The 22816-nt window shown below is 70.5% G+C and carries 23 protein-coding genes and 2 tRNA genes; 11 read left to right on the top strand and 14 right to left on the bottom strand.

Translation table 11 applies throughout. The annotated features are described in order from the left end of the window. Window positions 1-3: 3 nt before the first annotated feature. The 5 genes from ABZ848_RS39170 to ABZ848_RS39190 form a co-directional block, all read right to left on the bottom strand. Window positions 4-1326 carry an HD-GYP domain-containing protein gene (locus tag ABZ848_RS39170; RefSeq protein ID WP_360839771.1) on the bottom strand — a complete coding sequence of 441 codons (1323 nt, stop codon included), beginning with the start codon at window positions 1324-1326 and terminating at the stop codon, window positions 4-6. A 135-nt stretch (window positions 1327-1461) separates the two neighbouring features. Then, window positions 1462-1764 carry a mycothiol system anti-sigma-R factor gene (rsrA, locus tag ABZ848_RS39175; RefSeq protein WP_360839773.1) on the bottom strand — a complete coding sequence of 101 codons (303 nt, stop codon included), beginning with the start codon at window positions 1762-1764 and terminating at the stop codon, window positions 1462-1464. Beyond that, window positions 1761-2444 carry an RNA polymerase sigma factor SigR gene (gene sigR / locus ABZ848_RS39180; RefSeq protein WP_242766192.1) on the bottom strand — a complete coding sequence of 228 codons (684 nt, stop codon included), beginning with the start codon at window positions 2442-2444 and terminating at the stop codon, window positions 1761-1763. The genes rsrA and sigR overlap by 4 nt, the downstream gene beginning before the upstream one ends. Before the next feature lie 257 nt (window positions 2445-2701). Beyond that, window positions 2702-3331 (bottom strand): alpha/beta family hydrolase, encoded by a 630-nt coding sequence (locus ABZ848_RS39185; protein WP_360839775.1) that lies wholly within the window; start codon window positions 3329-3331, stop codon window positions 2702-2704. 1 nt (window position 3332) lies between these two features. Further along, complete coding sequence (locus tag ABZ848_RS39190) at window positions 3333-4172, bottom strand: SOS response-associated peptidase (RefSeq protein WP_360839776.1); 840 nt, start codon at window positions 4170-4172, stop codon at window positions 3333-3335. A gap of 50 nt (window positions 4173-4222) precedes the next feature. On the opposite strand from ABZ848_RS39190, the gene ABZ848_RS39195 reads away from it, so the two are divergent. The 4 genes from ABZ848_RS39195 (at window position 4223) to ABZ848_RS39210 (ending at window position 7818) form a co-directional block, all read left to right on the top strand. Then, window positions 4223-4942, top strand: a complete 720-nt coding sequence (locus ABZ848_RS39195; RefSeq protein WP_360839777.1) for a M50 family metallopeptidase — start codon at window positions 4223-4225, stop codon at window positions 4940-4942. A gap of 135 nt (window positions 4943-5077) precedes the next feature. Next, entirely contained in the window at window positions 5078-6394 is a 1317-nt protein-coding gene (aroA, locus tag ABZ848_RS39200; RefSeq protein ID WP_360839779.1) for a 3-phosphoshikimate 1-carboxyvinyltransferase, read from the top strand. A gap of 13 nt (window positions 6395-6407) precedes the next feature. After that, window positions 6408-7418, top strand: coding sequence for a ribosome small subunit-dependent GTPase A (rsgA, locus tag ABZ848_RS39205; protein ID WP_242766187.1), 1011 nt, complete (start codon window positions 6408-6410; stop codon window positions 7416-7418). 76 nt (window positions 7419-7494) lie between these two features. Further along, window positions 7495-7818 (top strand): multidrug efflux SMR transporter, encoded by a 324-nt coding sequence (locus tag ABZ848_RS39210; RefSeq protein ID WP_030929096.1) that lies wholly within the window; start codon window positions 7495-7497, stop codon window positions 7816-7818. A 4-nt stretch (window positions 7819-7822) separates the two neighbouring features. On the opposite strand, the gene ABZ848_RS39215 is transcribed toward ABZ848_RS39210, so the two are convergent. Next, complete coding sequence (locus ABZ848_RS39215) at window positions 7823-8428, bottom strand: TetR/AcrR family transcriptional regulator (protein WP_360839857.1); 606 nt, start codon at window positions 8426-8428, stop codon at window positions 7823-7825. A 389-nt stretch (window positions 8429-8817) separates the two neighbouring features. Here ABZ848_RS39215 and hisN point away from each other — a divergent pair, with 389 nt between their 5' ends. The 6 genes from hisN (at window position 8818) to ABZ848_RS39245 (ending at window position 13549) form a co-directional block, all read left to right on the top strand. Further along, window positions 8818-9618 carry a histidinol-phosphatase gene (hisN, locus tag ABZ848_RS39220; protein ID WP_360839782.1) on the top strand — a complete coding sequence of 267 codons (801 nt, stop codon included), beginning with the start codon at window positions 8818-8820 and terminating at the stop codon, window positions 9616-9618. Between the two features lie 159 nt (window positions 9619-9777). Then, a complete protein-coding gene (locus tag ABZ848_RS39225) occupies window positions 9778-10176 on the top strand; it encodes a CBS domain-containing protein (protein WP_360839783.1) in 399 nt (132 codons plus the stop codon). A gap of 78 nt (window positions 10177-10254) precedes the next feature. Further along, a complete protein-coding gene (locus ABZ848_RS39230) occupies window positions 10255-10674 on the top strand; it encodes a Fur family transcriptional regulator (RefSeq protein WP_242766182.1) in 420 nt (139 codons plus the stop codon). 99 nt (window positions 10675-10773) lie between these two features. Next, the gene (locus ABZ848_RS39235) at window positions 10774-11541 is read left to right on the top strand and encodes an ABC transporter ATP-binding protein (RefSeq protein WP_360839786.1); all 768 of its coding nucleotides are present in this window, start codon (window positions 10774-10776) and stop codon (window positions 11539-11541) included. Next, complete coding sequence (locus tag ABZ848_RS39240; protein WP_360839788.1) at window positions 11538-12410, top strand: ABC transporter permease; 873 nt, start codon at window positions 11538-11540, stop codon at window positions 12408-12410. The genes ABZ848_RS39235 and ABZ848_RS39240 overlap by 4 nt, the downstream gene beginning before the upstream one ends. Next, window positions 12407-13549, top strand: a complete 1143-nt coding sequence (locus ABZ848_RS39245; protein ID WP_360839790.1) for an ABC transporter substrate-binding protein — start codon at window positions 12407-12409, stop codon at window positions 13547-13549. The genes ABZ848_RS39240 and ABZ848_RS39245 overlap by 4 nt, the downstream gene beginning before the upstream one ends. A gap of 67 nt (window positions 13550-13616) precedes the next feature. Here the strand turns inward: ABZ848_RS39245 and ABZ848_RS39250 are convergent. From ABZ848_RS39250 to ABZ848_RS39265, 4 genes are all read right to left on the bottom strand, one after another. Further along, window positions 13617-13690: transfer RNA gene (locus ABZ848_RS39250), tRNA-Met, on the bottom strand. 73 nt (window positions 13691-13763) lie between these two features. After that, window positions 13764-15596 carry a sel1 repeat family protein gene (locus ABZ848_RS39255; RefSeq protein WP_360839791.1) on the bottom strand — a complete coding sequence of 611 codons (1833 nt, stop codon included), beginning with the start codon at window positions 15594-15596 and terminating at the stop codon, window positions 13764-13766. 203 nt (window positions 15597-15799) lie between these two features. Next, a tRNA-Met gene (locus ABZ848_RS39260) sits at window positions 15800-15873 on the bottom strand. Window positions 15874-15916: 43 nt separating this feature from the next. Continuing rightward, on the bottom strand, window positions 15917-18856 hold the full coding sequence (locus ABZ848_RS39265) for a UPF0182 family protein (protein WP_360839859.1): 2940 nt from the start codon (window positions 18854-18856) through the stop codon (window positions 15917-15919). 164 nt (window positions 18857-19020) lie between these two features. On the opposite strand from ABZ848_RS39265, the gene ABZ848_RS39270 reads away from it, so the two are divergent. Continuing rightward, window positions 19021-19563, top strand: coding sequence for a PPA1309 family protein (locus ABZ848_RS39270; protein ID WP_360839792.1), 543 nt, complete (start codon window positions 19021-19023; stop codon window positions 19561-19563). A 9-nt stretch (window positions 19564-19572) separates the two neighbouring features. Here the strand turns inward: ABZ848_RS39270 and ABZ848_RS39275 are convergent, their stop codons facing one another. The 4 genes from ABZ848_RS39275 to ABZ848_RS39290 form a co-directional block, all read right to left on the bottom strand. Beyond that, a complete protein-coding gene (locus ABZ848_RS39275) occupies window positions 19573-20667 on the bottom strand; it encodes a PDZ domain-containing protein (RefSeq protein ID WP_360839794.1) in 1095 nt (364 codons plus the stop codon). A gap of 51 nt (window positions 20668-20718) precedes the next feature. After that, complete coding sequence (locus tag ABZ848_RS39280; protein WP_242766175.1) at window positions 20719-20883, bottom strand: hypothetical protein; 165 nt, start codon at window positions 20881-20883, stop codon at window positions 20719-20721. A gap of 146 nt (window positions 20884-21029) precedes the next feature. Continuing rightward, the gene (locus tag ABZ848_RS39285) at window positions 21030-21491 is read right to left on the bottom strand and encodes a molybdenum cofactor biosynthesis protein MoaE (protein ID WP_360839797.1); all 462 of its coding nucleotides are present in this window, start codon (window positions 21489-21491) and stop codon (window positions 21030-21032) included. Window positions 21492-21591: 100 nt separating this feature from the next. Then, a complete protein-coding gene (locus ABZ848_RS39290) occupies window positions 21592-22704 on the bottom strand; it encodes an SDR family oxidoreductase (protein WP_360839799.1) in 1113 nt (370 codons plus the stop codon). Between the last annotated feature and the right edge of the window lie 112 nt (window positions 22705-22816).

The following is a 22816-nucleotide window of genomic DNA, read 5'->3' on the forward strand; positions in this document are numbered from 1 at the left end:
GAGTCATCGCCGCGCCCCCGACCGCCCCACGACCGACGGCGCCGGCACCTCACGCCCCTGCCCCTGCCCCCGCTCCTCGTCGGCCGTCACCGCCGGATGCCAGCCCTGGCGTCCGAGTGCCCGGACCAGCGCGGTGACCATCCGTGGGTCGAACTGCGCCCCCGCGCACCGCTCCAGCTCCTCCAGCGCGGCCGCGACGGGCCGGGCCCGCCGGTAGGAGCGCGTGGAGGTCATCGCGTCGAAGGCGTCGGCGACCGCCACCACCCTTGCGGACTCGGGGATTTGACCACCCATCAGCCCGTACGGGTACCCGCTCCCGTCCAGCCGCTCGTGATGGTGGAGCACGGCGGCGCGGGCCTCCCCCAGAAAACCGATTCCGCGCACCATCTCGTGGCCGTACTCGGGATGCAGCTCGATCACCCGCCGCTCCTCGGGAGTCAGCGGCCCGTCCTTCCTCAACAGCCGTGTGGGCACGCCGAGTTTGCCGACGTCGTGCAGGATCCCGGCGAAGCGGAGCACCTCGACGCGCTGGTCGTCCATGCCCAGTTCACGCGCGATCATCATCGAGGCCTGCCCGACCCGCTCGCTGTGCCCGCGGGTGTACCCGTCCTTGATGTCGACGGCCTGGACGAGCGCGCGGATGGTCGCCTGGTGCGCGGCCCGCTCGCGGTGGTACTGCGCGAACACCCACCAGGACACGCACATCGGCAGCAGGACGAGCAGCGCGGCGACGGGCCCGTACGGGCTGCGCCACAGCACGGCCATCATCAGCCCGGCGAGCCCGTGCACGGCGACGGGAGCGAGGGACCGTAGGAACAGACCGCGCCAGGCACGCCGTACCGGAACCCGCTCGGCGAGCGCGAGTATCCCGCCGTCGAGGACCGTCAGCACCAGGCAGAAGACGAGGACCGCGGCACCGGCGGGCGCGAGGGCGTAGGGGAAGTCGGAGCCGACGACGGCATCGCGCCCGCCCAGCGCCCAGTGCACACGGCCGGCTGCCCAGACGGCGAGCACCAGTTGGGCGGCGCGCCAGATCCGCCGTAGCGTGTACGGCCGTTGCTCGACCCGGGAGAGCAGCGCGCCCGGGAGCGGGACCAGCGCGGCGGCGGGCGGCGGCAGCAGGAAGGCACCGGCGAGCAGCACGGGGTAGAACGTTCCGGCGAACCGCCAGCGGGCGGCGGCCTGTTCGCAGCCCGCGTACACCGCGGCGAGGAGGGCCACCGCCCACCAGGGCGTGTGCGTCTCGGGAAGCGGGAGCACGCAGCACAGCGCGCCGAGCACCGCACAGGCGACGTAGGCACGTGCCCGTGCCGGAACCACCTCCATCACGCCCCTCCCCGGCCGAGCCTGCTCAGGCCGACGAGCCTAGGGGTGGTGCGGGTGAGTGCGCGGGCTTATGAACCGCGAATTAGCACATTCGAGTGAACGAACACTCAGTGCCCCACGTCCGGTCCTGCGGAGTCAGGACTCCTGCGGGGCCGCCGTGATGTCGTGGTCCGGCACCGACTGTCCGGAGCGGATCAGGTCGAGCCGCCCCAGGACCTTGGCGCGCAGGTCGGTGGGGACGTCGTCATGCCCGCAGCACCGCTTGACCAGCTTCTTCACGGCCTCTTCCAGGCCGTACTTCTCCAGGCACGGCGAGCACTCCCGGAAGTGCTGCTTGAACTTGGCGCGGTCGACGTCCGGCATCTCGCTGTCGAGGAACTCGTAGAGATGATCGAGGACCTCGCTGCAGTCCGTCTCGTGCGGCTCTCCGCAGCTCATGAGCCCGAGCCTTTCGCTTCGTTCGACTCTCCGGCGCCGGCCGGGACCAGTCCGCGCTCACGGGCGTAGTCCTCGAGCATGCCGCGCAGTTGACGGCGGCCCCGGTGCAGCCGGGACATCACCGTACCGATGGGTGTCCCCATGATGTCCGCGATCTCCTTGTACGCAAAGCCCTCTACGTCTGCGAGGTAGACGGCGATGCGGAACTCCTCGGGGATCGCCTGGAGCGCTTCCTTCACGTCCGAGTCCGGCAGGTGGTCGAGCGCCTGCGACTCCGCGGAGCGCAGACCGGTCGACATGTGCGACTCGGCACGGGCGAGCTGCCAGTCCTCGATCTCCTCCGCCGCCGAACGCTGCGGCTCACGCTGCTTCTTGCGGTAGGAGTTGATGAAGGTGTTGGTGAGGATCCGGTACAGCCACGCCTTGAGGTTGGTGCCTTCGCGGAACTGGTGGAAGGACGCGTACGCCTTCGCGTACGTCTCCTGCACCAGGTCCTCCGCGTCGGCCGGGTTGCGCGTCATGCGCAGCGCGGCCGAGTACATCTGGTCGAGGAACTCGAGCGCGTCCCGCTCGAAGCGCGCGCTGCGCTCCGCGGTCGACTCCGCGCCTGTGCCCTGGCCCTCGGGCAGCTCCGCCTGGCCGTTGTCGGTCCCTGCGTCGGTACCGGTGACCGGACCCACCTCCTCAAGATTCCGGGCAGCACCGAAACCGGTACCACCGGAATTGGAGGATAGACGACGACCCGTCCCCGCCGCCCCTCGAATAGGGGTGGTCTTGGCCGCAGTCAGCACCGTCCAGTCCAGGTCAGTGCGGCTGCTGCGGCTCGGGCATGCGGTCGAACCCATGCGGCGGACTTCCTCTCCACGACGTCGGTGCTGGTGGTTCAGCACTTCTGTCCGGCTCAACGCCAGGCCCGCCCCGCAACATTCCCGGCCCGTCACGCCAGTGAGCCGGTCCACTCCACGACCGCGTCCGTGATCAGCGCCACGGCCTGCTCCTGCGAGATCTCCGCCCGCTTGGGCACGGCGAAGCCGTGATCGCCGTGGTCCACCTCGACCAGCGTGTACGCCCCGTCGGGGAACTCCTCGGGCTTCCCGAAGGGATCGTTCCCTCCTTGTACGACGAGGGTGGGCACCCCCGATCCGAGCAGCTCCTCGGCGCGGGACTTCTCCGGCTTGCCCGGCGGGTGGAGCGGGAAGCTCAGGGCGAGCACGGCGTGCGCGCCGAGGTCGACGGCCGTCCGGCAGGCGACCCGGGCTCCGGCGCTGCGGCCACCGGAGATCACCGGCAGGCCGGGCTTGGTCACGGCCGGCCAGATCCCCCGCCAGCCGACGTCGAGGGTCTTCGGGGCGGGCGCCAGCTTCTTCCCGGCCACCCGCCAGGGCTGCTCGACGAGGGCGACGGTCACCCCGTGGTCCGGCAGCACGGCGGCCAGCGCCTGCAGATCACGCGCCTCGATGCCACCACCGGCCCCATGGCTCACGGCCAGCACCAGCCGTGCCTGCTTCGCGGGGTGCCAGGTGACGCGGGCGTCCCCCGCGTCCGTACCAACGATCTCGGTCCTCACGTCAGAAGAGTGTGCCCTCTTCGGGGCCCTCCAGCTCCTTCAGCAGCTCCGGGCCGTTGTTGCGGACGTTGCTGACGGCGGTGGAGACCGGGTAGGCGCGCATCAGGCCGGGCGGCGGGGGCTCCAGCAGTGTCCGCAGGTCGTCGAGGTCGGTGCGGGACGGGTCGAGCCAGCTGTCCCAGCGGTCCGGGGTGAGCATCAGCGGCATGCGGGGGTGGATCTCGGAGAGGGTGAAGGGGCCCTCGGCGGGGGCGACGGCCAGCGGGGTCGTCTCGGCCTCCGTGGTGATGACCGAACAGGTGACCCACCAGGCCTGCGGGTGGTCGTCCGGGAGGGTCTTGTCGCGCCAGAACTCGTACAGGCCGGCCATCGCGAAGACCGACCCGTCGGCGGGCAGCACGAAGTACGGCTGCTTGCGCGGGCGCTTCTTCCTGCCCGCGACCTCCAGGTCCCGCTCGCCCTTGCCGGTGACCCACTCGTAGTAGCCGTCGGCGGGGATGATGCAGCGGCGCGAGGAGAAGGCCCGCTTGTACGAGGGCTTCTCGTGGATGGTCTCGGCGCGGGCGTTGATCATCCGGGCGGCGCCCTCGGGGGACTTCGACCAGGACGGGACCAGACCCCACTTCAGCTTGCGCAGCTGGCGAACCGGGTTGCCCGTGACGGAGGAACTGGTGGCTGCAGCGTCGGCGTCCTTCAGAGGGCGGTCGAGGACGGCGTAGACCTCCTTGGTCGGGGCCACGTTGTAGTCGGGGGCCAGGGCCTCCTCCGGCTCCCACTTCTCGATCTCAAAGATTCCTGCGAGATCCTCGGGCCTACGACTAGCTGCATACCGTCCGCACATACGTGCCACACTGCCAGATCCGCCGAGAGCCATGGGAGCCACCGCCGACAATGGACAGCACCGCCTCCTCACTCGCCTCCCTGTGGGACCGGGTCTTCGGCATCCAGCCCGACCCCGACCTGTGGGTGGTGATCGCGACCCTCGTCGCCGCGCTCGCCGTGACCGTCCCGCACAACGTCTGGCGCCTCTCGCGCAACGCGATCACCATCGCCCACGAGGGCGGCCACGGCCTGATCGCGCTGCTGACCGGCCGGCAGCTCACCGGCATACGCCTGCACTCCGACACCAGCGGCCTGACGGTCAGCCGCGGCAAACCGCACGGCATCGGCATGATCCTCACCGCGGCCGCCGGCTACACCGCTCCCCCGCTGCTCGGCCTCGGCGGCGCGGCCCTGCTGGCCGCCGGTCACATCACGCTGCTGCTGTGGCTGGCGACGGCCCTGCTGGTGGCGATGCTGGTGATGATCCGCAACGCGTACGGCGCGCTGACGGTCGTCCTCACCGGCGGCACCTTCCTGCTGGTGTCGTGGCTGGCGGGACCCCAGGTCCAGGCGGCGTTCGCGTACGCGGTGGTGTGGTTCCTGCTGGTGGGAGGGGTACGCCCGGCGTTCGAACTCCAGGCGAAGAGAAGCAGGGGCGGCGCGGGCGACTCGGACGCGGACCAGCTGTCGCGACTGACGCACGTACCGGCGGGCCTGTGGCTGTTCCTGTTCCACGCGGTGAGCTTGTGCTCGCTGATGGGTGGGGGGCGCTGGCTCCTGGAGGTATGACTGCGTCCCGAAGGGACGCAGTCATAGGGGCGCGGGGCTGTATCGATCAGCGGCTTCGCCGCGGGGCGCGACCAGCCACGACGGCGCCGCACACGCACGACGGCCCGTAGAACCCCCGGCTTATAGAGTGGACCCATGGTCCCGAACCCCGCAGACACCGCCCTCTGGCCCGCCCCCCACGCGAGCGGAGCCGTCGACGCGACGGTCCACGTACCGGGGTCGAAGTCAGTCACCAACCGCGCCCTCGTCCTCGCCGCCCTCGCCTCCGAACCCGGCTGGCTGCGCCGCCCCCTCCGCTCCCGCGACACGCTCCTGATGGCCGGCGCCCTGCGCACCATGGGCGTCGCCATCGAGGAGGGCGTGGGCCCCGACGGCACCGGCGAGACCTGGCGCGTACTCCCCACCGGCCTGCACGGCCCGGCCACCGTCGACGTCGGCAACGCCGGCACCGTGATGCGTTTCCTGCCCCCCGTCGCCGCCCTCGCCGACGGCGAGATCCGCTTCGACGGCGACCCCAGGTCGTACGAGCGCCCCCTCCACGGCGTGATCGACGCTCTGCGCGTCCTCGGCGCCCGCATCGACGACGACGGCCGCGGTGCGCTGCCGTTGACGGTCCACGGCGGGGGCGCCCTGGACGGCGGCCCGGTGGAGATCGACGCGTCCTCGTCGTCGCAGTTCGTGTCCGCGCTCCTCCTCTCCGGCCCGCGCTTCAACCAGGGCGTGGAGGTCCGTCACATCGGCAGCTCCCTCCCCTCCCTCCCCCACATCCGCATGACCGTCGACATGCTGCGCGCGGTCGGCGCCCAGGTGGACACTCCGGAGTCAGGCGGCGAGCCGAACGTGTGGCGGGTGACGCCGGGCGCGCTGCTCGGCCGCGACCTGACCATCGAGCCGGACCTGTCCAACGCCCAGCCCTTCCTTGCCGCCGCCCTGGTGACCGGCGGCAAGGTCGTGATCCCGGACTGGCCCGCGCGGACGACGCAGCCCGGCGACCGGCTGCGGGAGATCTTCACCGAGATGGGTGGTTCCTGCGAACTCACCGAGTACGGGCTGGAGTTCACCGGTTCGGGTGCCATCCACGGTATCGACGTGGACCTCGGCGAGGTCGGCGAGCTGACCCCCGGCATCGCGGCGGTCGCCGCCCTCGCGGACTCCCCCTCGACCCTGCGCGGCGTCGCCCACCTGCGCCTGCACGAGACGGACCGGCTGGCCGCGCTCACCAAGGAGATCAACGAGCTCGGCGGTGACGTCACGGAGACCGCCGACGGCCTGCACGTCCGCCCGCGCCGGCTGCACGGCGGCATCTTCCACACGTACGAGGACCACCGCATGGCGACGGCCGGCGCGATCATCGGCCTCGCGGTCGAGGGTGTGCAGATCGAGAACGTGGCGACGACGGCGAAGACCCTGCCGGACTTCCCCGACCTGTGGACCGGGATGCTCGGGGCGTAGGGGCGTTACGGAGATGCGCCGCTACGGCAAGCACACCGACGAGGACGACATCCGCAGCCGCCCCAACCGCAAGGGCAACCGGCCCCGCACCAACATCCGCCCCAAGCACGAGGACGCGGCCGAGGGCCTGGTCCTCACCGTGGACCGGGGCCGGCTGACCTGTCTGGTCGACGACCGGATCGTACTGGCGATGAAGGCCCGCGAACTGGGCCGCAAGGCGGCGGTGGTCGGCGACCGGGTGGCCCTCGTCGGCGACCTGTCCGGCAAGAAGGACACCCTCGCGCGCATCGTCCGCATCGAGGAGCGCACCTCGGTGCTGCGCCGCACGGCCGACGACGACGACCCGTTCGAGCGCGTGGTCGTCGCCAACGCCGACCAGCTCGCCATCGTCACCGCCCTGGCCGACCCGGAACCGCGCCCGCGCCTGATCGACCGCTGCCTGGTGGCGGCGTACGACGGCGGCCTCGAACCGCTGCTGGTGATGACGAAGTCGGACCTCGCCCCGCCCGACAAACTCCTTGAGCTGTACGGCGATCTGGACATCCCGTTTGTGGTCACCAGCCGCGAGGAGCTGGAGAACGGCGACGCGGCCGAGCGGGTGCGCGAGGAACTCGACGGCAAGGTCACGGCGTTCGTCGGCCACTCCGGCGTCGGCAAGACGACCCTGGTCAACGCCCTCGTACCGGAGGAGCGCAGGCGGCTGACCGGCCATGTGAACGCGGTGACGGGCCGCGGCCGCCACACCACCACCTCGGCCCTCGCGCTCCCGCTCCTCGGGGACGGCGGCTGGGTGATCGACACCCCGGGCGTCCGTTCCTTCGGTCTCGCGCACATCGACCCGTCCCGGGTCATCCACGCCTTCCCGGACCTGGAACCGGGAACCGAGGGCTGCCCGCGCGCGTGCAGTCATGATGAGCCGGACTGCGCGCTGGACGAATGGGTCGCGGAGGGGCACGCGGATCCGGCCCGCCTGTATTCGCTACGCCGCCTGCTGGCGACCCGGGAGCGCAAGGAAGGCGACTGACCTCCGCGTTGTTTGGCTGTACGCGAGTTCGGTAAGTGCATAATCGCACCGAGCCGGACATACGGGAGGACAGCACATGGCGTGGCTGCTGGTGGTGGTGGCCGGGTTGCTGGAAACCGGGTTCGCGGTGTGTCTCAAGCTCTCGCACGGCTTCACCAGGCTCTGGCCGACGATCGCCTTCTGCGTCTTCGCCCTCGGCAGCTTCGGCCTCCTCACCCTCTCCCTGCGCAAACTCGACGTCGGCCCCGCCTACGCCGTGTGGACCGGCATCGGCGCGGCGGGCACCGCGATCTACGGCATGATCTTCCTCGGCGACCTGGTCTCGACCCTGAAGCTGGTGTCGATCAGCCTGGTGATCGTCGGCGTGATCGGCCTCCAGCTGTCGGGCTCGGCGCACTAGCCGCTCAGACCGCCTGCCTCGGCAGGGCCGTGCGGACCAGGTCCGAGACTCCGCCCTCGCCCGGTGGGGCCGCCACGCAGGACAGTGCGATACGGACCACCAGCTCGCAGGAGCGGGCGAGTTCGGCCGTGTCCGGCTTGCCGACCGCGGGTCCCGACAGCACCGCCACCGCCCGGTCGCGGACGATCGCCACGAAGTCGCCGGGCGAGGGCAGCGGACCGTCGGCCCGGCGCTGCGCCGGCACCGCGGAGGAGGACGGCACCGCGGACAGCGTCGGGGAGGGCAGCCGCTCGCTCCAGCAGCCGGTCAGCATGGCCCGTACCAGCGCGTTCTCGCGGGCCGTGGACGCGGTCCACTCGGCGGTCGCGGTCAGCCGGTCCCGGGCGTCGCTGTGGGTGGCGAGCGCACGCTCGACCCCCGCGAGGTAGGCGTCCGCCTCCCTTCTCACAAGCGCCCTGGCGAGCCCCTCCTTGCTGCCGAACTCGTTGTAGAGGGTCTGCCGGGACACTCCGGCCGCCGCGGCCACGTCCACCATCCGTACGGCGGACCACGGCCGGCGCGCCAGCGCCGTGTACGCGGCGTCCAGTAGGGATTCCCGCGCTGCAGGCATCATCGCCTCCCTGGGGCGGAGCGACTCTGCGCCCAGATTTGACGCGCACGGGAGCACTGTCAAGGGTTCGCGGAGGCATGCGGGGGCGCCCGTACGTCACCATGTGCCGTTAGGGCCTGTCCGGCGGACCAGCTCGGCGTCGCGGGGTCTGGCACGCACATCTGCCGCGTTGTCGTCACTCTCCCCCACGCTCGGCTTCGCTCGCGCGGGGGTACCCCCATCGCTCCGCGTCGACTCGCTCCTCCGCCTTGCAGCTGCACGCACCAGACCCCGCTCGGGTAAGCCAGGAGGCGCCGTTTCTTATAGCCGACCCGATCCGCCGGACAGGCCCTAAACCGTGACCAAGGCCCGGTAGCCCCATCCGGACCACGGCGGATAGCGTTCGTTCCATGCCGGACTACCTCGACGACCTCCGTTTCGCCCACGTCCTCGCGGACGCCGCCGACGCGGCCACCATGAACCGCTTCAAGGCTCTCGACCTCAAGGTCGAGACGAAGCCGGACATGACACCGGTGAGCGAGGCGGACAAGGCCGCGGAGGAACTCATCCGCGGCCAGCTGGGCCGCGCCCGGCCGCGGGACGCGATCCTCGGCGAGGAGTACGGCGTCGAGGGCACCGGCCCCCGGCGCTGGGTGATCGACCCGATCGACGGCACCAAGAACTACGTCCGCGGTGTCCCGGTGTGGGCCACGCTGATCTCCCTGATGGAGGCCGGCGAGACCGGCTTCCAGCCCGTGGTCGGCGTCGTCTCCGCGCCCGCGCTCGGCCGCCGCTGGTGGGCCGCGAAGAGCCACGGCGCGTTCACCGGGCGCAGCCTGTCCTCCGCCTCCCGCCTGCACGTCTCCCGCGTCTCGAAGCTGACGGACGCCTCGTTCGCGTACTCCTCGCTCTCCGGCTGGGAGGAGCAGGGCCGGCTGGGCGGCTTCCTGGACCTGACCCGCGAGGTGTGGCGCACGCGCGCGTACGGCGACTTCTGGCCCTACATGCTGGTCGCCGAGGGCGCCGTGGACATCTGCGCGGAGCCCGAGCTGTCCCTGTGGGACATGGCCGCCAACGCGATCATCGTGACCGAGTCGGGCGGCACCTTCACCGGCCTCGACGGCCGCCCGGGCCCGCACAGCGGCAACGCCGCCGCGTCGAACGGCCTGCTCCACGACGAGCTGCTGGGGTACCTGAACCAGCGCTACTGAGCGACACATGTAGGGCACATATGAGCGCACGCGCCCTCAATTGGCTGCCCGCGCCCCCTTGTTGACCCCCGCTTTACCTGCCACTCTGAGAGTCCCCCCACTTGTGAATTTGTGAATCCGTGAACTAACACTCGGATTCCCGAGGAGGTGGCTCCATCCATGCTCGTCCGCGACGCCATGAGCACGGTGGTCCTGACCATCGGCCCCGCCCACACCCTCCGTCAGGCAGCCGCCCTGATGTCCGCCCGCCGGGTCGGCGCGGCGGTGGTCCTCGACCCCGACGCCGGCGGCATCGGCATCCTCACCGAACGCGACATCCTCAACTCCGTGGGCCTGGGCCAGAACCCGGACACGGAACTCGCGGCCGCCCACACCACCACCGAGGTGGTGTTCGCCGCCCCGTCCTGGACCCTGGAGGAGGCGGCCCAGGCCATGGCGCACGGCGGCTTCCGCCACCTCGTCGTCATGGACCGCGGCGAGACGGCCGGGATCGTCTCGGTCCGCGACATCATCCGCTGCTGGGCACCCGCACGACAGCAGGTGGCCCTCCTGCATTGACAGACCATTCCCGGCATTAGACCGAGTCCAAAACCATATCCGTTCGCGACCTGGTCCCCTTCTGTTAGGCTGGGTCGTATGAGCGACCTTCTGGAACGGCTGCGCGGACGCGGCTGGCGGATGACCGCACAGCGGCGCGTCGTGGCCGAGGTTCTCGACGGTGAGCACGTCCATCTGACGGCCGACGAGGTCCACGCCAGGGCCGTCGCCAAGCTGCCGGAGATCTCCCGGGCGACCGTCTACAACACGCTGGGTGAGCTGGTCTCCCTCGGCGAGGTCCTCGAGGTCGCCACCGACAAGCGCGCCAAGCGGTACGACCCGAACGCGCACCGGCCGCACCACCACCTGGTCTGCGCCCGGTGCGGCGAGATCAAGGACGTCCACCCCAGCGGCAATCCGATGGCCGACCTGCCCGACTCGGAGCGCTTCGGCTTCAAGGTCTCCGACGTCGAGGTGACCTACCGCGGCATCTGCCCGAACTGCGCGGCGACGGCGTAACCCTTCATCGCGAAGAGCCCCGACCTCCCATGAGAGCCGGGGCTTCGTGCTGTCTGCAGGCTTCCCGAATCTGACGGGCCGTCATATCTTCGTTCCATTATGGGAGACCCGCACCCCGAACTCCAAGCCACCGGCCTCACCCGCAGCTTCGGCCGCCCACCCCATGTCGTCGACGCGCTCGGCCCGCTCGAACTGGCCGTCGCCCCCGGCGAGTTCGTGTGCGTCGTCGGACCGTCGGGCTGCGGCAAGTCCACGCTGCTGCGTATCGCGGCGGGCCTGCTGCGGCCCAGCACCGGCGAGTTGCGGATCCGCACGTCGAGTCCGCGCCCCGCCGCCATGATCTTCCAGGACTACGGCATCTACGACTGGAAGTCGGTCCGCGCCAACGTCCGCTTCGGCCTGGACGTCCAGCGCGTCCCGCGTCGCGAGGCGAACGCGCGTGCCGACGCCTGGCTGGCCCGTCTGGGCCTGGCCGACTTCGCCGACGCCTACCCGGCGGCCCTGTCGGGCGGCATGCGCCAGCGCGTGGCGATCGCCCGCGCCCTCGCCGTGGAACCCGAACTGCTGCTGATGGACGAGCCGTTCGCCGCCCTGGACGCGCAACTCCGCACGATCCTCCAGGACGAACTCCTCGCCCTCACCCAGACCCTGCGGACCACCACCCTCTTCATCACCCACAGTCTGGAGGAGGCGATCGTCCTCGGCGACCGGGTCCTGGTGATGTCCGCCCGCCCCGGCCGGATCATCGCCGAGCACCATCCACCGTTCCCGCGCCCGCGCACCGGCGACGTGCGCACCGACCCCGAGTTCACGGCGCTGAAGAGCGAGCTGTGGGACCTGCTGCGGAAGGAGACGGCACCGGCATGACGACGATCGCCCCCGAGAAGGAACCGGGGAAGGAATCGGTCCTGGTCCGCCGCCCGGGCCCGGAGGAACTCCACCCGTCCCGCACCCACCGCCGCAGGCGCGCCCTGCAGCTGTCGCTCGCGGTGGCCGTCCCGCTGGTCCTGCTCCTGTGCTGGCAACTGGCCGCCGCCCAGGGCTGGATCGACGACCGCGTCTACCCCGCCCCCTCCACGATCCTGTCCGACGGCTGGGACCGCGCGGCGGCCGGCGACCTGTGGCCGGACGTGTGGGCGACCCTCAAGCGCGTCCTCGCCGGCTACGCGCTCGGCACGGCCGCGGGCTACCTCCTGGGCCTCCTGATGGGCTCCCTCTCCCTCGTACGAGCCGCCCTCGAACCCCTCCTGGACGCCCTGTACGTGGTCCCGAAGCTCGCCCTGCTCCCGGTCTTCCTGAACATGTTCGGCCTGGGCGAGGGCCCGCAGATCGCGTTGGTCGCGACCACGGTCTTCTTCTTCGTCTGGATCTCCACGATGTCGGCGGTGATCGCGATCCCGTCCGGCCACCGCGACGCGGGCCGCGTCTTCGGCGCCTCCCCCTGGCAGATGTTCCGCCACGTCCTGCTGCCGGCCTCCCTCCCGTCGGTCCTGGTGGGCGCGCGCATCGCGGCGGGCGTGGCCGTCCTGGTGATCGTCGCCTCGGAACAGATCGCCGCGACGAACGGCCTGGGCCATCTCATCTTCGACTCGCGCGCGCTGTTCCAGAACGACGTGATGTTCGTCGGCATCGTCTGCGTGGCGATCCTCGGCGTGCTCTTCTCCGAACTCATCAGACTGCTGGGCCGGTTGCTCACCCCGTGGGCACCGAGGGACCGCGGAAGGGGCCAGTCATGAAGAGACGTGCATACGGCGCCGTCGTCGCCGTGGCGGCGCTGCTGGCGTCGGCGGCGTGCTCGGCGTCGCACACGGACGACTCGGCCACGCAGGCGGGCGCACGGCAGCGCACGGTCAGCCCGATGGAGGGCTGCGGCGCGAAGTCCTGGACGGACCCGGCGGACCTCTCCCCCACCCGCGCACCGGCCCGTTGCTCCCCCGGGACCCCCGCCCCGAAGCCCCTCCCCAAGACCCGCAAACTCACCATCGCGACGGGAACGCTGAGCGCCGAGTACGTTGCGCCCCTTGAAGTCGCCCTCGACAAGGGCGAGTTCAAGAAGGAGGGGCTGGACGTCACGCTGAAGGTCCTGCCGACGCCGGACGCGCTGCCACTGCTGGCCAAGGGCGACATCGACGCGCTGTGGGCGGCTCCGGAGGCGGCCGTCATGAACGGTATCCGGGGCGGCTTCGACATCAAGTGGGTCGCCGGGAACTTCTCACCCGCGGCCGGTTCGAAGAGCGGGCTGTGGGTGCGGCTGAAGAAGGGCGAGAGCGCGGCGTCCGTCCCAATGGCCGGACGCACACTGGGCACGATGATCGGCAAGGGCTCGGTGATCGCGTACCCCATGCAGAAGGCGCTCGCCTCGCACGGCGGCGGCCTGGACAAGATCCAGTACCGCCAGCTGGGCTCGGCCGACGTCCTCACGGCCCTCCAGAACGGCGGCGTCGACTCGGCCTGGCTGCTCGACCCGGTCTGGCGCAACGTCGACGGCAAGCCCGGCTACGCCTTCCTCGGCGGCCAGCCGCGGGGCGAGCCGCTCGGGGGCATGTTGTACGGCCGTTCCCTGCTGAACGCCGACGTGGACGCGGGGGTGGCGTTGCTGAGGGCGTACATCCGCACGGTGAACACGTACTTCGCGTCGGACTACAAGACGGACGCGACCTTCGTCACCTACCTGGCGAAACTCCTGAAGACCGACGAGACGATCCTGAAATCGACCCCGTCCCTGCGCATGGACTGGGAGATCCGCGCGGGCACGACGACGCGTCTGCAGTCGGCGTACGCGGCGCAGGGGGCGGTCGCGGACGGCGACGCGCTTCCCGAGTCGAAGACGGTGGACCGGTCCCTGTACGAGGAGGCGGTGGGTCACGCGACGTAAATAACTTGGGGCCCGTAAATGACTTGGGGCCGGAACCCATTTCTGGATTCCGGCCCCAGGCCTTCAGTAGCGGGGACAGGATTTGAACCTGCGACCTCTGGGTTATGAGCCCAGCGAGCTACCGAGCTGCTCCACCCCGCGTCGGTGAACGCAACGTTACGTGAAGGACGCCGACAGAAGCAAATCGCTTTCGGCTCGCACACTCACCGTGCCCTCACGCCGACAGCTCCTCCCGCAGCGCGTCCCGCAGCCGTGCCGCCCGCTCCGAGACCTCCGCCGGCCCCAGGGACACCGCCCGGTCCGCCCACCGCTGCCCCTCCGCCAGCTCACCCCGACGCGCGTAGACCAGGGCCAGCCGGAGCGCCGCCCGTCCGTGCCCGGCGTCTGCGGCCCGGGTCCACCACACCGCCGCCTCGGGCTCACTCCCCTCCCGGGCCAGCAGCAGCCCGAGATTGAAGGCGCCGTTGCGGGACCCGGCCTCGGCCGCCTCCCGGTACCACCGAGCCGCCTCCACCACGTCACCCCGAGCCGCCGCCATCATCCCCACCCGCACCTGCGCCCGCCGATGCCCCAGGGAAGCCGCCCGCTCGTACCACTCCTCGCACTCGGTCTTCTCGTGCACCGTCTCGCCCAGCTCATGCGCGGGCTCCGGCGGCCGCCGCGCGTCCAGCACGGTCGCCAGCCGGTACGCCCCCTCCGCGCTGCCACCCCCGGCCGCGCACCGCAGATGCCGCTCGGCCGCACCCTCGTCCCCGTCCCGCAGCCGGGCGATCCCGACCTGCAGCGCGGCCTCCGTGTGCCCGGCGGCAGCGGCACGCTCGTACCACCGCAGCGCGACGCCGTCCTCGCCCCGCCCGGCGAAGAGAATCCCCAGGTTGAACGCGGCGTCCACGCTCCCGGCCTCCGCGGCCTTGGAGAACCACGGCTCGGCCCCGGTCGCGTCCCCACCCTGCAGCAGCAGAATGGCGAGCGCGTTGGCGGCCTCCCGGTGCCCGGCGTAGGCGGCCCGCCGGTACCACTGCTCGGCCGGCGCGGTCCGCCCCTGCTCGGCGCAGAGCAGCCCGAGGTTGTACGCGCCGTTGTCGTCCCCGGCGTCCATCGCCGCCCGGTACCACCGCTCGGCGGTCTGCGTCTCGCCCCGCTCGGCGTGCAGCGCACCCAGCGCGTTGGCGGCGTTCCCGTCCCCGTCCTGGGCGGCACGCAGCCACCACACGGCCGCGCTCTCGGTGTCCCCGGCGTCGCGCAGCAGGAAGCCCAGGGCGCACGCGGCCCGCGCCTCGCCGTCCTTGGCGGAGGTCAGGTACCAGCGCCCGGCCTCCTTGAGCTCGCCGCGCTTCTCCAGGATCGCGCCGAGGTGCAGCGCGGCCCGCCGGTGCCCGCGCGCGGCGGCCTGGCGGTAGAACTGCTCGGCCTGGGCCAGCAGTTCGACACCGTTGTCAGAGCCGCCCTCGCCCTCGCTCACCGCCTTGCGATCAAGAGCGCGCGCCAGCCGGTACGCCGCCTCGCGGTGCCCCCGCTCGGCCGCGGCCCGCATCCACTCCGCGGCCCCGGCGTCCCCGCGGTGCTCCAGCAGATCCGCCAGCGCGTACGCCCCCAGGGCGTGCCCCTGCTCGGCGGACTGGCGCAGCCAGTACTCGGCGGCCGGCTCGTCCCCGCGCTCGCGGTGGTGCCGGCCCAGCGCGTGCGCGGCAGCGGCGGAACCGGCGACGGCGGCGATCCGCCACCATCCGGCGGCCTCGTCGGCGTACCCGCGCTGGTGAAGAAGGACTCCCAGGTTGTTGGCGGCGGCACGGTCACCCGCGGCGGTGGCGGCACGCAGCTGGGGCTCGGCTCCGTCGAGATCACCGCGGCGCAGCAGCATGGCCCCGAGGACACTCATCGCCTCGACGTCGCCGGCCTCCGCGGCGAGCCGCTGACGCAGTTCCTCGGCAGCCTGCTCGGCAGCCTGCTCGGCAGCCTCCTCCCCGGCCTCGGCTTGTTCCGGGCCGGAGGGCTGCACAAATCGCCCTGTCTCGAACAGAGTTGCCTTGTCCCCCATAACGTCCATCGTCGCACCACCTGCAACCTGGGTACACCTGGTATACCGCAGCCAGTGAGGTCACTTCAGCGTTTTGTCGACATGCCCACAGAGAGACAAGTCAAACACACATCACCCAACTCCCCACGGCGGCACGGCGAATCCCCTGTCGGCACATGCGTTCGCACATCACAAAGGCCCGGATCCGTGAGGATCCGGGCCTTCGACTTCAGTAGCGGGGACAGGATTTGAACCTGCGACCTCTGGGTTATGAGCCCAGCGAGCTACCGAGCTGCTCCACCCCGCGTCGTTGTTCGGCAACCGTATCACGACGCGGGACGGGCATTTGATCAGCCGCTGCCGGAGCTCTTGCTCGGACTCGGACTGCTGCTCGGGCCGGCACTGGTGCTGGGACTGGGGCTGGCGCTGCTCGTCTTGTCGGCCTTGGACTGCGCGGCCTCGGCCCGCTTCAGCGCGTCCTCCAGGTCCTTCTGCGCCTGGCCGTACGCCTGCCAGTCACCCTTCTTCAGGGCCGCCTGGCCCTCGTCGAAGGCCTTCTGGGCGTCGTTCAGCGCCTCCTGGACCGTGGGATTGCTGGACGTCGGTGGCGTGGTCGTCCCCTCGTCCGGTGGCGGGGTGGTCGAACTCTCCGCTCCGAAGACCTTGTTGAGCGCCTCGTCGAGGGTGTCCTCGAAGGCGGTCTTGTCGCCGTAGCTGACCAACACCTTGCGCAGCAGCGGGTACTTGAGTCCACCACCGCGTACGTAGACCGGCTCCACGTACAGCAGTCCTCCGTCGAGCGGCACCGTCAGCAGGTTGCCGTACTCGATGTCGGAGTCGCCGCCCTTGAGCAGCTTGATCGACTCGGCGATGTCCTGTTCGGAGTTGAACTGGCTCTGCACCTGTTTGGGCCCGTCGACCGTCGTACTGGTCGGCAGTTTCAGGATTCTGATCTTGCCGTAGTCGCTGGAGTCCGCCTGGGCGTCGACCGTCATGAACGCACTGAGGTTGTCCCGGCCGTTGGGTGTGAACGTCGTCGTCAGCGAGAACGCCTGGGACGTCTGGTCGGGCATCTTCATGCTCAGGTAGTACGGCGGCACCGCGTTGCCCGACTTGTTGGTCGGGTCGTCCGGCACCTGCCACACCTCGCTGCCGGTGAGGAAGGTGGTCGGGTTGGTGACGTGGTACCGGGTCAGCAGCTCGCGCTGGACCTTGAACAGGTCCTGCGGATAACGCAGATGGGCCAGCAGCGACTTGGAGATCGCGCCCTTGGGCTGCACCGTCCCGGGGAAGGCCTTCATCCAGGTCTTCAGCACCGGGTCCTCGGTGTCCCACTGGTAGAGCTTGACCTCGCCGGTGTACGCGTCGACGGTCGCCTTCACCGAGTTGCGGATGTAGTTGACCTGGTTCTGCTGGGCCACCACCGCGCGCGAGTTGTTGGTCGCGGTCAGCGAGTCGGCCGTCGTGTCACCGAGGGTCGTACGGGAGGCGTACGGGTATCCGTTCGTCGTCGTGTACGCGTCCACGATCCACTGGATACGGCCGTCCACCACCGCCGGATACGCGTCGCCGTCGATGGTCAGCCACGGCGCCACCGCCTCGACCCGCTCCTTGGGCGTGCGGTTGTAGAGGATCCGCGAACCCTCGCCGATCGCCCCGGAGTAGAGGATCTGCGGCTCGCTGAACGCCACCGCGTACGCCGCCCGGTTGATCGGGTTGGCGAGGTTGACGCCGCTCTTGCCCTTGTAGCTGGTGGTCTTCTCGCCGCTGTCGTCGGAGTAGTCGATCTCCTTCTGGGGACCGCCGACGATCGAGTACGTGGTGGTCTTCTCGCCGTAGTAGATCTGCTGCTCGTACGTCCCCAGGTCACCGGTGGACGGCAGGTCGGACTCGGTGAAGACCGGCTGGCCGTTGGCGTCGGCGGCGGTGCCCTTGGCGGCGACCACGCCGTAGCCGTGGGTGTAGCGGAAGTGGTCGTTGATCCAGTTGTTCTTCGGGATGCCGTTGAGGTTCAGCTCGCGCAGACCGATGACGGTGTCCTGGACCTTGCCGTCCTTGGTGTAGCGGTCGACGTCCAGGTTGGTCGGGAACGCGTAGTAGTTCCTGATCTGCTGGAGCTGCTGGAAGGTCGGCGAGACGATGTTCGGGTCCAGGATGCGGATGCTCGCCGTGGAGTCGACGTCGTCGCGCAGCGTCGTCTTGTCCTTGGTCTTGCTCGTCCCCGAGTAGTCGCTGACCTTGGTGCCGTCGATGCCGTACGCCTCGCGCGTCGCCTTGAGGTTCTTCTCGACGTACGGCGCTTCCTTGGCCTGCTCGTTCGGCTGGACCTGGAACTTCTGGACGATCGCCGGATACAGGCCGCCGATCAGGATCGCCGAGAGCACCATCAGGCCGAAGCCGATCACCGGCAGCTGCCAGGTGCGCCGCCACAGGGTGGCGAAGAACAGCAGCGCGCAGATGACGGCGATGCAGAACAGGATGGTCTTGGCCGGCAGGTACGCGTTGGCGTCGACGTAGCGCAGGCCCGTCCAGTTGTCCGTCGCCTTGAAGTCGCTGGACTTCACCGCGAGCCCGTAGCGGTCGAGCCAGTAGGCGACCGCCTTCAGCGCGACGAAGATGCCGAGCAGCACGGAGAGATGACCGGTCGCGGCGGCGGTGGCCCGCGCGCCCGGGGAGGTGACGCGCAGCCCGCCGTACAGGTAATGGGTCAGCGCGGCGGCGATCAGGGAGAGGATCGCGGCGGCGAAGCCGAAGCCCAGCAGGAAGCGGTACCAGGGCAGGTCGAAGGCGTAGAACGAGACGTCGAGGTGGAACTGCGGGTCCTTCTGGTGGAAGGGCACGCCGTTGACCCACATCAGCCAGGTCCGCCACTGGCTCGACGCCGAGGCGCCGGCGATCAGGCCCACCAGCGAGGTGATCGCTAGCAGCAGCCAGCGCTTGTAGGGCGCGATGCCCATCCGGTACCGGTCGAGGCTCTGCTGCTCCATGGACATGGCGCTCAGCGGCGGCCGCAGGCGGTGGGCGAGCCAGATGTTGAAGCCGACCGCGAGGGCCATCAGCAGACCGAAGACGAAGAACAGGCCGATCTTCGTCCACAGCGTCGTCGTGAAGACGGACGAGTAGTGCACCGAGCGGTACCAGAGCCAGTCCGTCCAGAAGCCCGCGAACATGGTGAACGCCATGCCGAGCACGGCAAGGACGCCCAGTGTCATGAGCAGGGTCCGGACACGCCGGGACGGGCGGCCCACTCTGATCCGTGGCCCCGTCGGGCCTCCGCCGCGGTCCGGCATCTGGAAAGCCAAGGTGCGCACCTCGAAGTTCGCTGTCGATCCGTCAGGCCCTCGTGTTCGCGAGCCCGCCGTGGCCCCCCGTGATCGCGGGCCCACACCTATGCAACTTACTCACCGTTTACTCGGTTCCCGATTCCGGCCATGAACGAGGCAGGATTGTGACCATGTCCAACACCCCCATGGCGGCGAGCCCGCTCACCCGGGCCGTACTCGAGATCGACGAGTACGCCTCCGGCCTCGGCTGGGACCAGCCCGCCCGTCTCTTCGCCCTCGTAGACACCGCTCGGCTGCGGACCCAGGAACCCGCTCTCGCGGCCCAGCTCGGCCTGGCGGACGAGCAGGAGTCCACCGGACTCACCCCGATCGAGCAGGACGAGATCCCGACGGGCAAGGCGCTCGACGAGTTCCTCGCGACCATCGCCTGGCCCGACGCGGTGGCCGGCTGCGCGCTCACCGTGGAGCGGCTGATGCTGCCCCCGTCCGCCGAGGCGTCCGTCCCGGAGGGGATGGACGAGAAGAGGCTCGCGAAGTGGGTGGCCGAGCACCCGGACCGTCAGGAGGTCCGGATGACGGTCGCGGTCCTGCGCGACGGCACCCGCGAATCGGCCCTCAGGCTGCGCGAGAAGGACACCCCCACGGACGTCCTCACCGGCTCCGACCTGGTGCCGGGCCTCGCGGAGGCCCTGACGGCGACCTTCGAGGAGTAGCCCCTGCGGCTACTTGGTCGTGCACTTCGGCAGGTCGGCGGTCTTGCCGCCGCGGATGTCCTTCAGCGCGCCGAGGGCGTCCTCGATGGTGTTCACCTTCACCAGGGTGAGACCGCTCGGGGTGTCCTTGGCGGCGGCCGCGCAGTTCTCGGCCGGCGTCAGGAAGTACTGGGCGCCCTTGCTGCGCGCGCCCACCGTCTTCATCTCGATGCCGCCGATCGGGCCGACCTTGCCGTCGTCGTCGATGGTCCCGGTGCCGGCCACGAACTTGCCGCCGGTGAGGCTGCCCGGGGTGAGCTTGTCGTAGATGCCGAGCGAGAACATCAGGCCGGCGCTCGGTCCGCCGACGTCGGCCAGCTTGATGTCGATGCTGAACGGGAAGGTGTGGTCCGTCCCCGCCGAGATCCCCACGATCGCCCGCTTGGCGCCGCTGTCGTCCGAGGTCGCGGTCTTGATGGTGATCTTCTCGGTCTTCGTCGCCGTCCTGTTCGCCTTCTCGGCGGCGGCCTGCTCCTTGGCCGGCACGATCGTGAAGACGACGTCCTGGCCCGGCTTGTGCTTGGTCACCAGCGTGGCGACGTCGGCCGGCTCCTTGACCGTCGTACCGTCCACGGCCTTGATCACGTCACCGGCGTGCAGCTTGCCCTCGGCCGGCGAGTCCTTGACGACGGTCGAGACGATCACCCAGGACTTCACCGGGATGTCCAGCTCCTTCAGGGCGGCGACCTTGGCGCTCTCCTGGGACTGGCTGAACTCCTCGGCGTTCTCCTGCGTGGACTGCTCCTCGGTCTTGCCGTCCGGGTACAGCGTGTCGTGCGGCACGACCTTGTTGTCGTGCGCGAGCCAGCCGTAGACGGCCTCGACGATGTTCATCTTGTAGTCGGCGCTGGTGACGCGCACGGTCGTCATGTTCAGGTGACCGCTGGTCGCGTACGTCTTGCGCCCCGAGATCTGCAGCACCGGCTCGCCGTCGTGGTCCCCGAGCGTGTTCACCGTCGGCCCGGGAGACATCTCCGAGTACGGCACGGGGATGAACACTCCCGCGCACAGGAGCGCGATCAGCATCAGGGTGGAGGCGAGCATCGTCGCGGTGCGGCGTGGCATGCCAAGACAGTACGGGACGACACTGTCAGCGCATCGTCAGCCCCACCTCTGTCATGTACCGGAGTGGGACTTGTCCATGGCCTCGCGGAACCGCGCGTACCCGTCGAGCTCGGGGCCGTCGCTGCGCACCTTGCGGGTGCGGTTGGCCCAGCTTCCCCACAGACCGGCGGCGACCGCAGCGACAAGCGGAATCAACAACCAGACGAGCGCACCCATGCCGACCTCCCAACCCCGGTGAGCGACCGCAAGAACTGACTGATCAGCAGATTAACCATCCGCACTGACAACGCTCGTGCCAGGGGTGCGGTTACGCAACCGGAGGAGTGGCGAAGGGGGTTCGGACGACGGGCGGGCGCCGGGGTTCAGCAGGCGCCGACCCACTCCTCGGTGCCGTCGGAGAAGGTCTGGTGCTTCCAGATCGGCACCTCGTGCTTGAGGTCGTCGATCAGCTTCCGGGACGCCTCGAAGGCCTCGCCCCGGTGCGGACACGACACAGCGACTACGACGGCCAGGTCTCCCACCGTCAGATCCCCGACCCGGTGCACCGCGGCCAGCGCCCTTACCGGGTACTCCGCGACGACCTTCTCGGCGATGCGCCGCATCTCGGCCTCGGCACTGGGGTGGCAGGAGTAGCCGAGCCGGTCGACGTCGACACCGCCGTCGTGATTGCGCACGGTCCCCACGAACAGCGTGGTCCCACCGGCGGCGTCGTCCCCGACGGCCCGGAAGACCTCGTCGACGGAGAGCGGGGTCTCACGGATGGCGATGAGCTTGATCGGGTCGTCCGCGACCTGCTCGCCGGGGTGGTCGTGTGTGGCTGCCATGGGTCCATCGTGCCCCACGCGTCCGACAACGCGGAATACGACTTTCACCAGGCACACGCGTGTGCCGTTTTGGAGCGTCCTACAGCTTCGGTTCCTCGTGTCAGATGCGCCGCCGCGCCTTCCGGGCCCGCCGCACCACGGCCGCCGCGCCCAGCAGGGCGACCGTCGCCCCCGCGGCGCCCGCCGCGGTCGCGTCCTTGCGCCCGAGTCGCCGGCCGGCGACCGTGTGCCGCCCGGTGACCTCCTCCAGCAGTTCGGCGAGGACTTCCTCGTTGGTCCACTGCGGCCGCCACCCCGCGTCGTGCAGCCGGCTCCCGCTCACCACCCAGGGGTACATCGTGTACGCCAGATCCCCCGCCGGAGACGGCGTCAGCCCGATCCGGTGCAGCCGGGCCGCCGCCCCCAGGGCGACCGCCGAGGGCAGCTCCATCCGGCGGATCCCGCTGAGCTCCTCGACCTCCTCCTGCTCCAGCCACCCGTCGCAGCCGACCGCGAGCTCGCCCTCGACCTTCTCGAGGACCGCGTACTCCAGCGCGCTGCACAGATCCTCGACATGGCAGAACTGCCACGCGGGCCGCGACCCGGCGACCACAAGCAGCCGCGGCGACTCGAAGTACCTGGTCAGCGCGGTGTCGGTGCCCCCGATCAGCACCGCGGGGCGTACGACGGTGACATTGAGGCCGGGATGCGCCCGGGGCGCGCGCCGTGCGAGCCGCTCGATCTCCAGCAGGTCGCCCACGCCGGTGGCCTCGGCCGTCGCGCGCAGCTCCGCGTCCTCCGAAAGCGGCAGCTCGTTGTCCGGCAGCGCCCCGTAGACCATCGACGACGTGCACAGCACCACCCGGTGGACGCCCGCGGCCGCGGCGGCCGTGAGCACCGTCTGCGTCCCGCGCACGTTGTACGCCGTCCGGGCGGCGGGGTCGGTCTCCAGGTCCAGGTCGAGCGCCAGATGCACCACCACGTCGGCCCCGCGCAGCTTCTCCGCGATGGCCGGATCCCGCACGTCCAGGATCTGCCACTGAGCTCCCGCGCACTCGCCGCGCCGCTCGTCGATGGCGATGACCTGCTTGATCGCCTCCGAGGCGGCGAGCCGCTCGGTGAGCAGCGCGCCGATGCCGGACGCCGCGCCGGTGACCGCGACGACGGGTCCGCGGACCGTCGGCGGGGTTGACTCGTTTCGCGCTGCGCGAACCTGCGGATCTGGGGAACTCACCGGGCGTCTCCAGCGGTTGTCTTCAGTAAGAACGCGAGTGACGCGTCCGTACCAGGTGGCATCCATCCTGCCGCAGGCCAAGAGTCGGCGAAGCACCGAGGCCCGAACGGCC

It is taken from the genome of Streptomyces sp. NPDC047081, assembly GCF_040643775.1.
GTDB lineage: Bacteria > Actinomycetota > Actinomycetes > Streptomycetales > Streptomycetaceae > Streptomyces.

Excerpts from the sequence above, each read along its gene's own strand:
- ABZ848_RS39210 (WP_030929096.1), top strand. The coding sequence starts at position 7,495 with ATGGCGTGGCTGCTGGTGGTGGTGGCCGGGTTGCTGGAAACCGGGTTC.
- ABZ848_RS39275 (WP_360839794.1), bottom strand. The coding sequence starts at position 20,667 with ATGCCACGCCGCACCGCGACGATGCTCGCCTCCACCCTGATGCTGATC.
- ABZ848_RS39215 (WP_360839857.1), bottom strand. The coding sequence starts at position 8,428 with ATGCCTGCAGCGCGGGAATCCCTACTGGACGCCGCGTACACGGCGCTG.
- ABZ848_RS39230 (WP_242766182.1), top strand. The coding sequence starts at position 10,255 with ATGAGCGACCTTCTGGAACGGCTGCGCGGACGCGGCTGGCGGATGACC.
- ABZ848_RS39240 (WP_360839788.1), top strand. The coding sequence starts at position 11,538 with ATGACGACGATCGCCCCCGAGAAGGAACCGGGGAAGGAATCGGTCCTG.
- hisN (WP_360839782.1), top strand. The coding sequence starts at position 8,818 with ATGCCGGACTACCTCGACGACCTCCGTTTCGCCCACGTCCTCGCGGAC.
- ABZ848_RS39255 (WP_360839791.1), bottom strand. The coding sequence starts at position 15,596 with ATGGACGTTATGGGGGACAAGGCAACTCTGTTCGAGACAGGGCGATTT.
- ABZ848_RS39190 (WP_360839776.1), bottom strand. The coding sequence starts at position 4,172 with ATGTGCGGACGGTATGCAGCTAGTCGTAGGCCCGAGGATCTCGCAGGA.
- rsgA (WP_242766187.1), top strand. The coding sequence starts at position 6,408 with ATGCGCCGCTACGGCAAGCACACCGACGAGGACGACATCCGCAGCCGC.
- rsrA (WP_360839773.1), bottom strand. The coding sequence starts at position 1,764 with ATGAGCTGCGGAGAGCCGCACGAGACGGACTGCAGCGAGGTCCTCGAT.
- ABZ848_RS39265 (WP_360839859.1), bottom strand. The coding sequence starts at position 18,856 with ATGCCGGACCGCGGCGGAGGCCCGACGGGGCCACGGATCAGAGTGGGC.
- ABZ848_RS39170 (WP_360839771.1), bottom strand. The coding sequence starts at position 1,326 with ATGGAGGTGGTTCCGGCACGGGCACGTGCCTACGTCGCCTGTGCGGTG.
- ABZ848_RS39270 (WP_360839792.1), top strand. The coding sequence starts at position 19,021 with ATGTCCAACACCCCCATGGCGGCGAGCCCGCTCACCCGGGCCGTACTC.
- ABZ848_RS39280 (WP_242766175.1), bottom strand. The coding sequence starts at position 20,883 with ATGGGTGCGCTCGTCTGGTTGTTGATTCCGCTTGTCGCTGCGGTCGCC.
- ABZ848_RS39285 (WP_360839797.1), bottom strand. The coding sequence starts at position 21,491 with ATGGCAGCCACACACGACCACCCCGGCGAGCAGGTCGCGGACGACCCG.
- ABZ848_RS39225 (WP_360839783.1), top strand. The coding sequence starts at position 9,778 with ATGCTCGTCCGCGACGCCATGAGCACGGTGGTCCTGACCATCGGCCCC.
- ABZ848_RS39245 (WP_360839790.1), top strand. The coding sequence starts at position 12,407 with ATGAAGAGACGTGCATACGGCGCCGTCGTCGCCGTGGCGGCGCTGCTG.
- ABZ848_RS39235 (WP_360839786.1), top strand. The coding sequence starts at position 10,774 with ATGGGAGACCCGCACCCCGAACTCCAAGCCACCGGCCTCACCCGCAGC.
- aroA (WP_360839779.1), top strand. The coding sequence starts at position 5,078 with ATGGTCCCGAACCCCGCAGACACCGCCCTCTGGCCCGCCCCCCACGCG.
- ABZ848_RS39195 (WP_360839777.1), top strand. The coding sequence starts at position 4,223 with ATGGACAGCACCGCCTCCTCACTCGCCTCCCTGTGGGACCGGGTCTTC.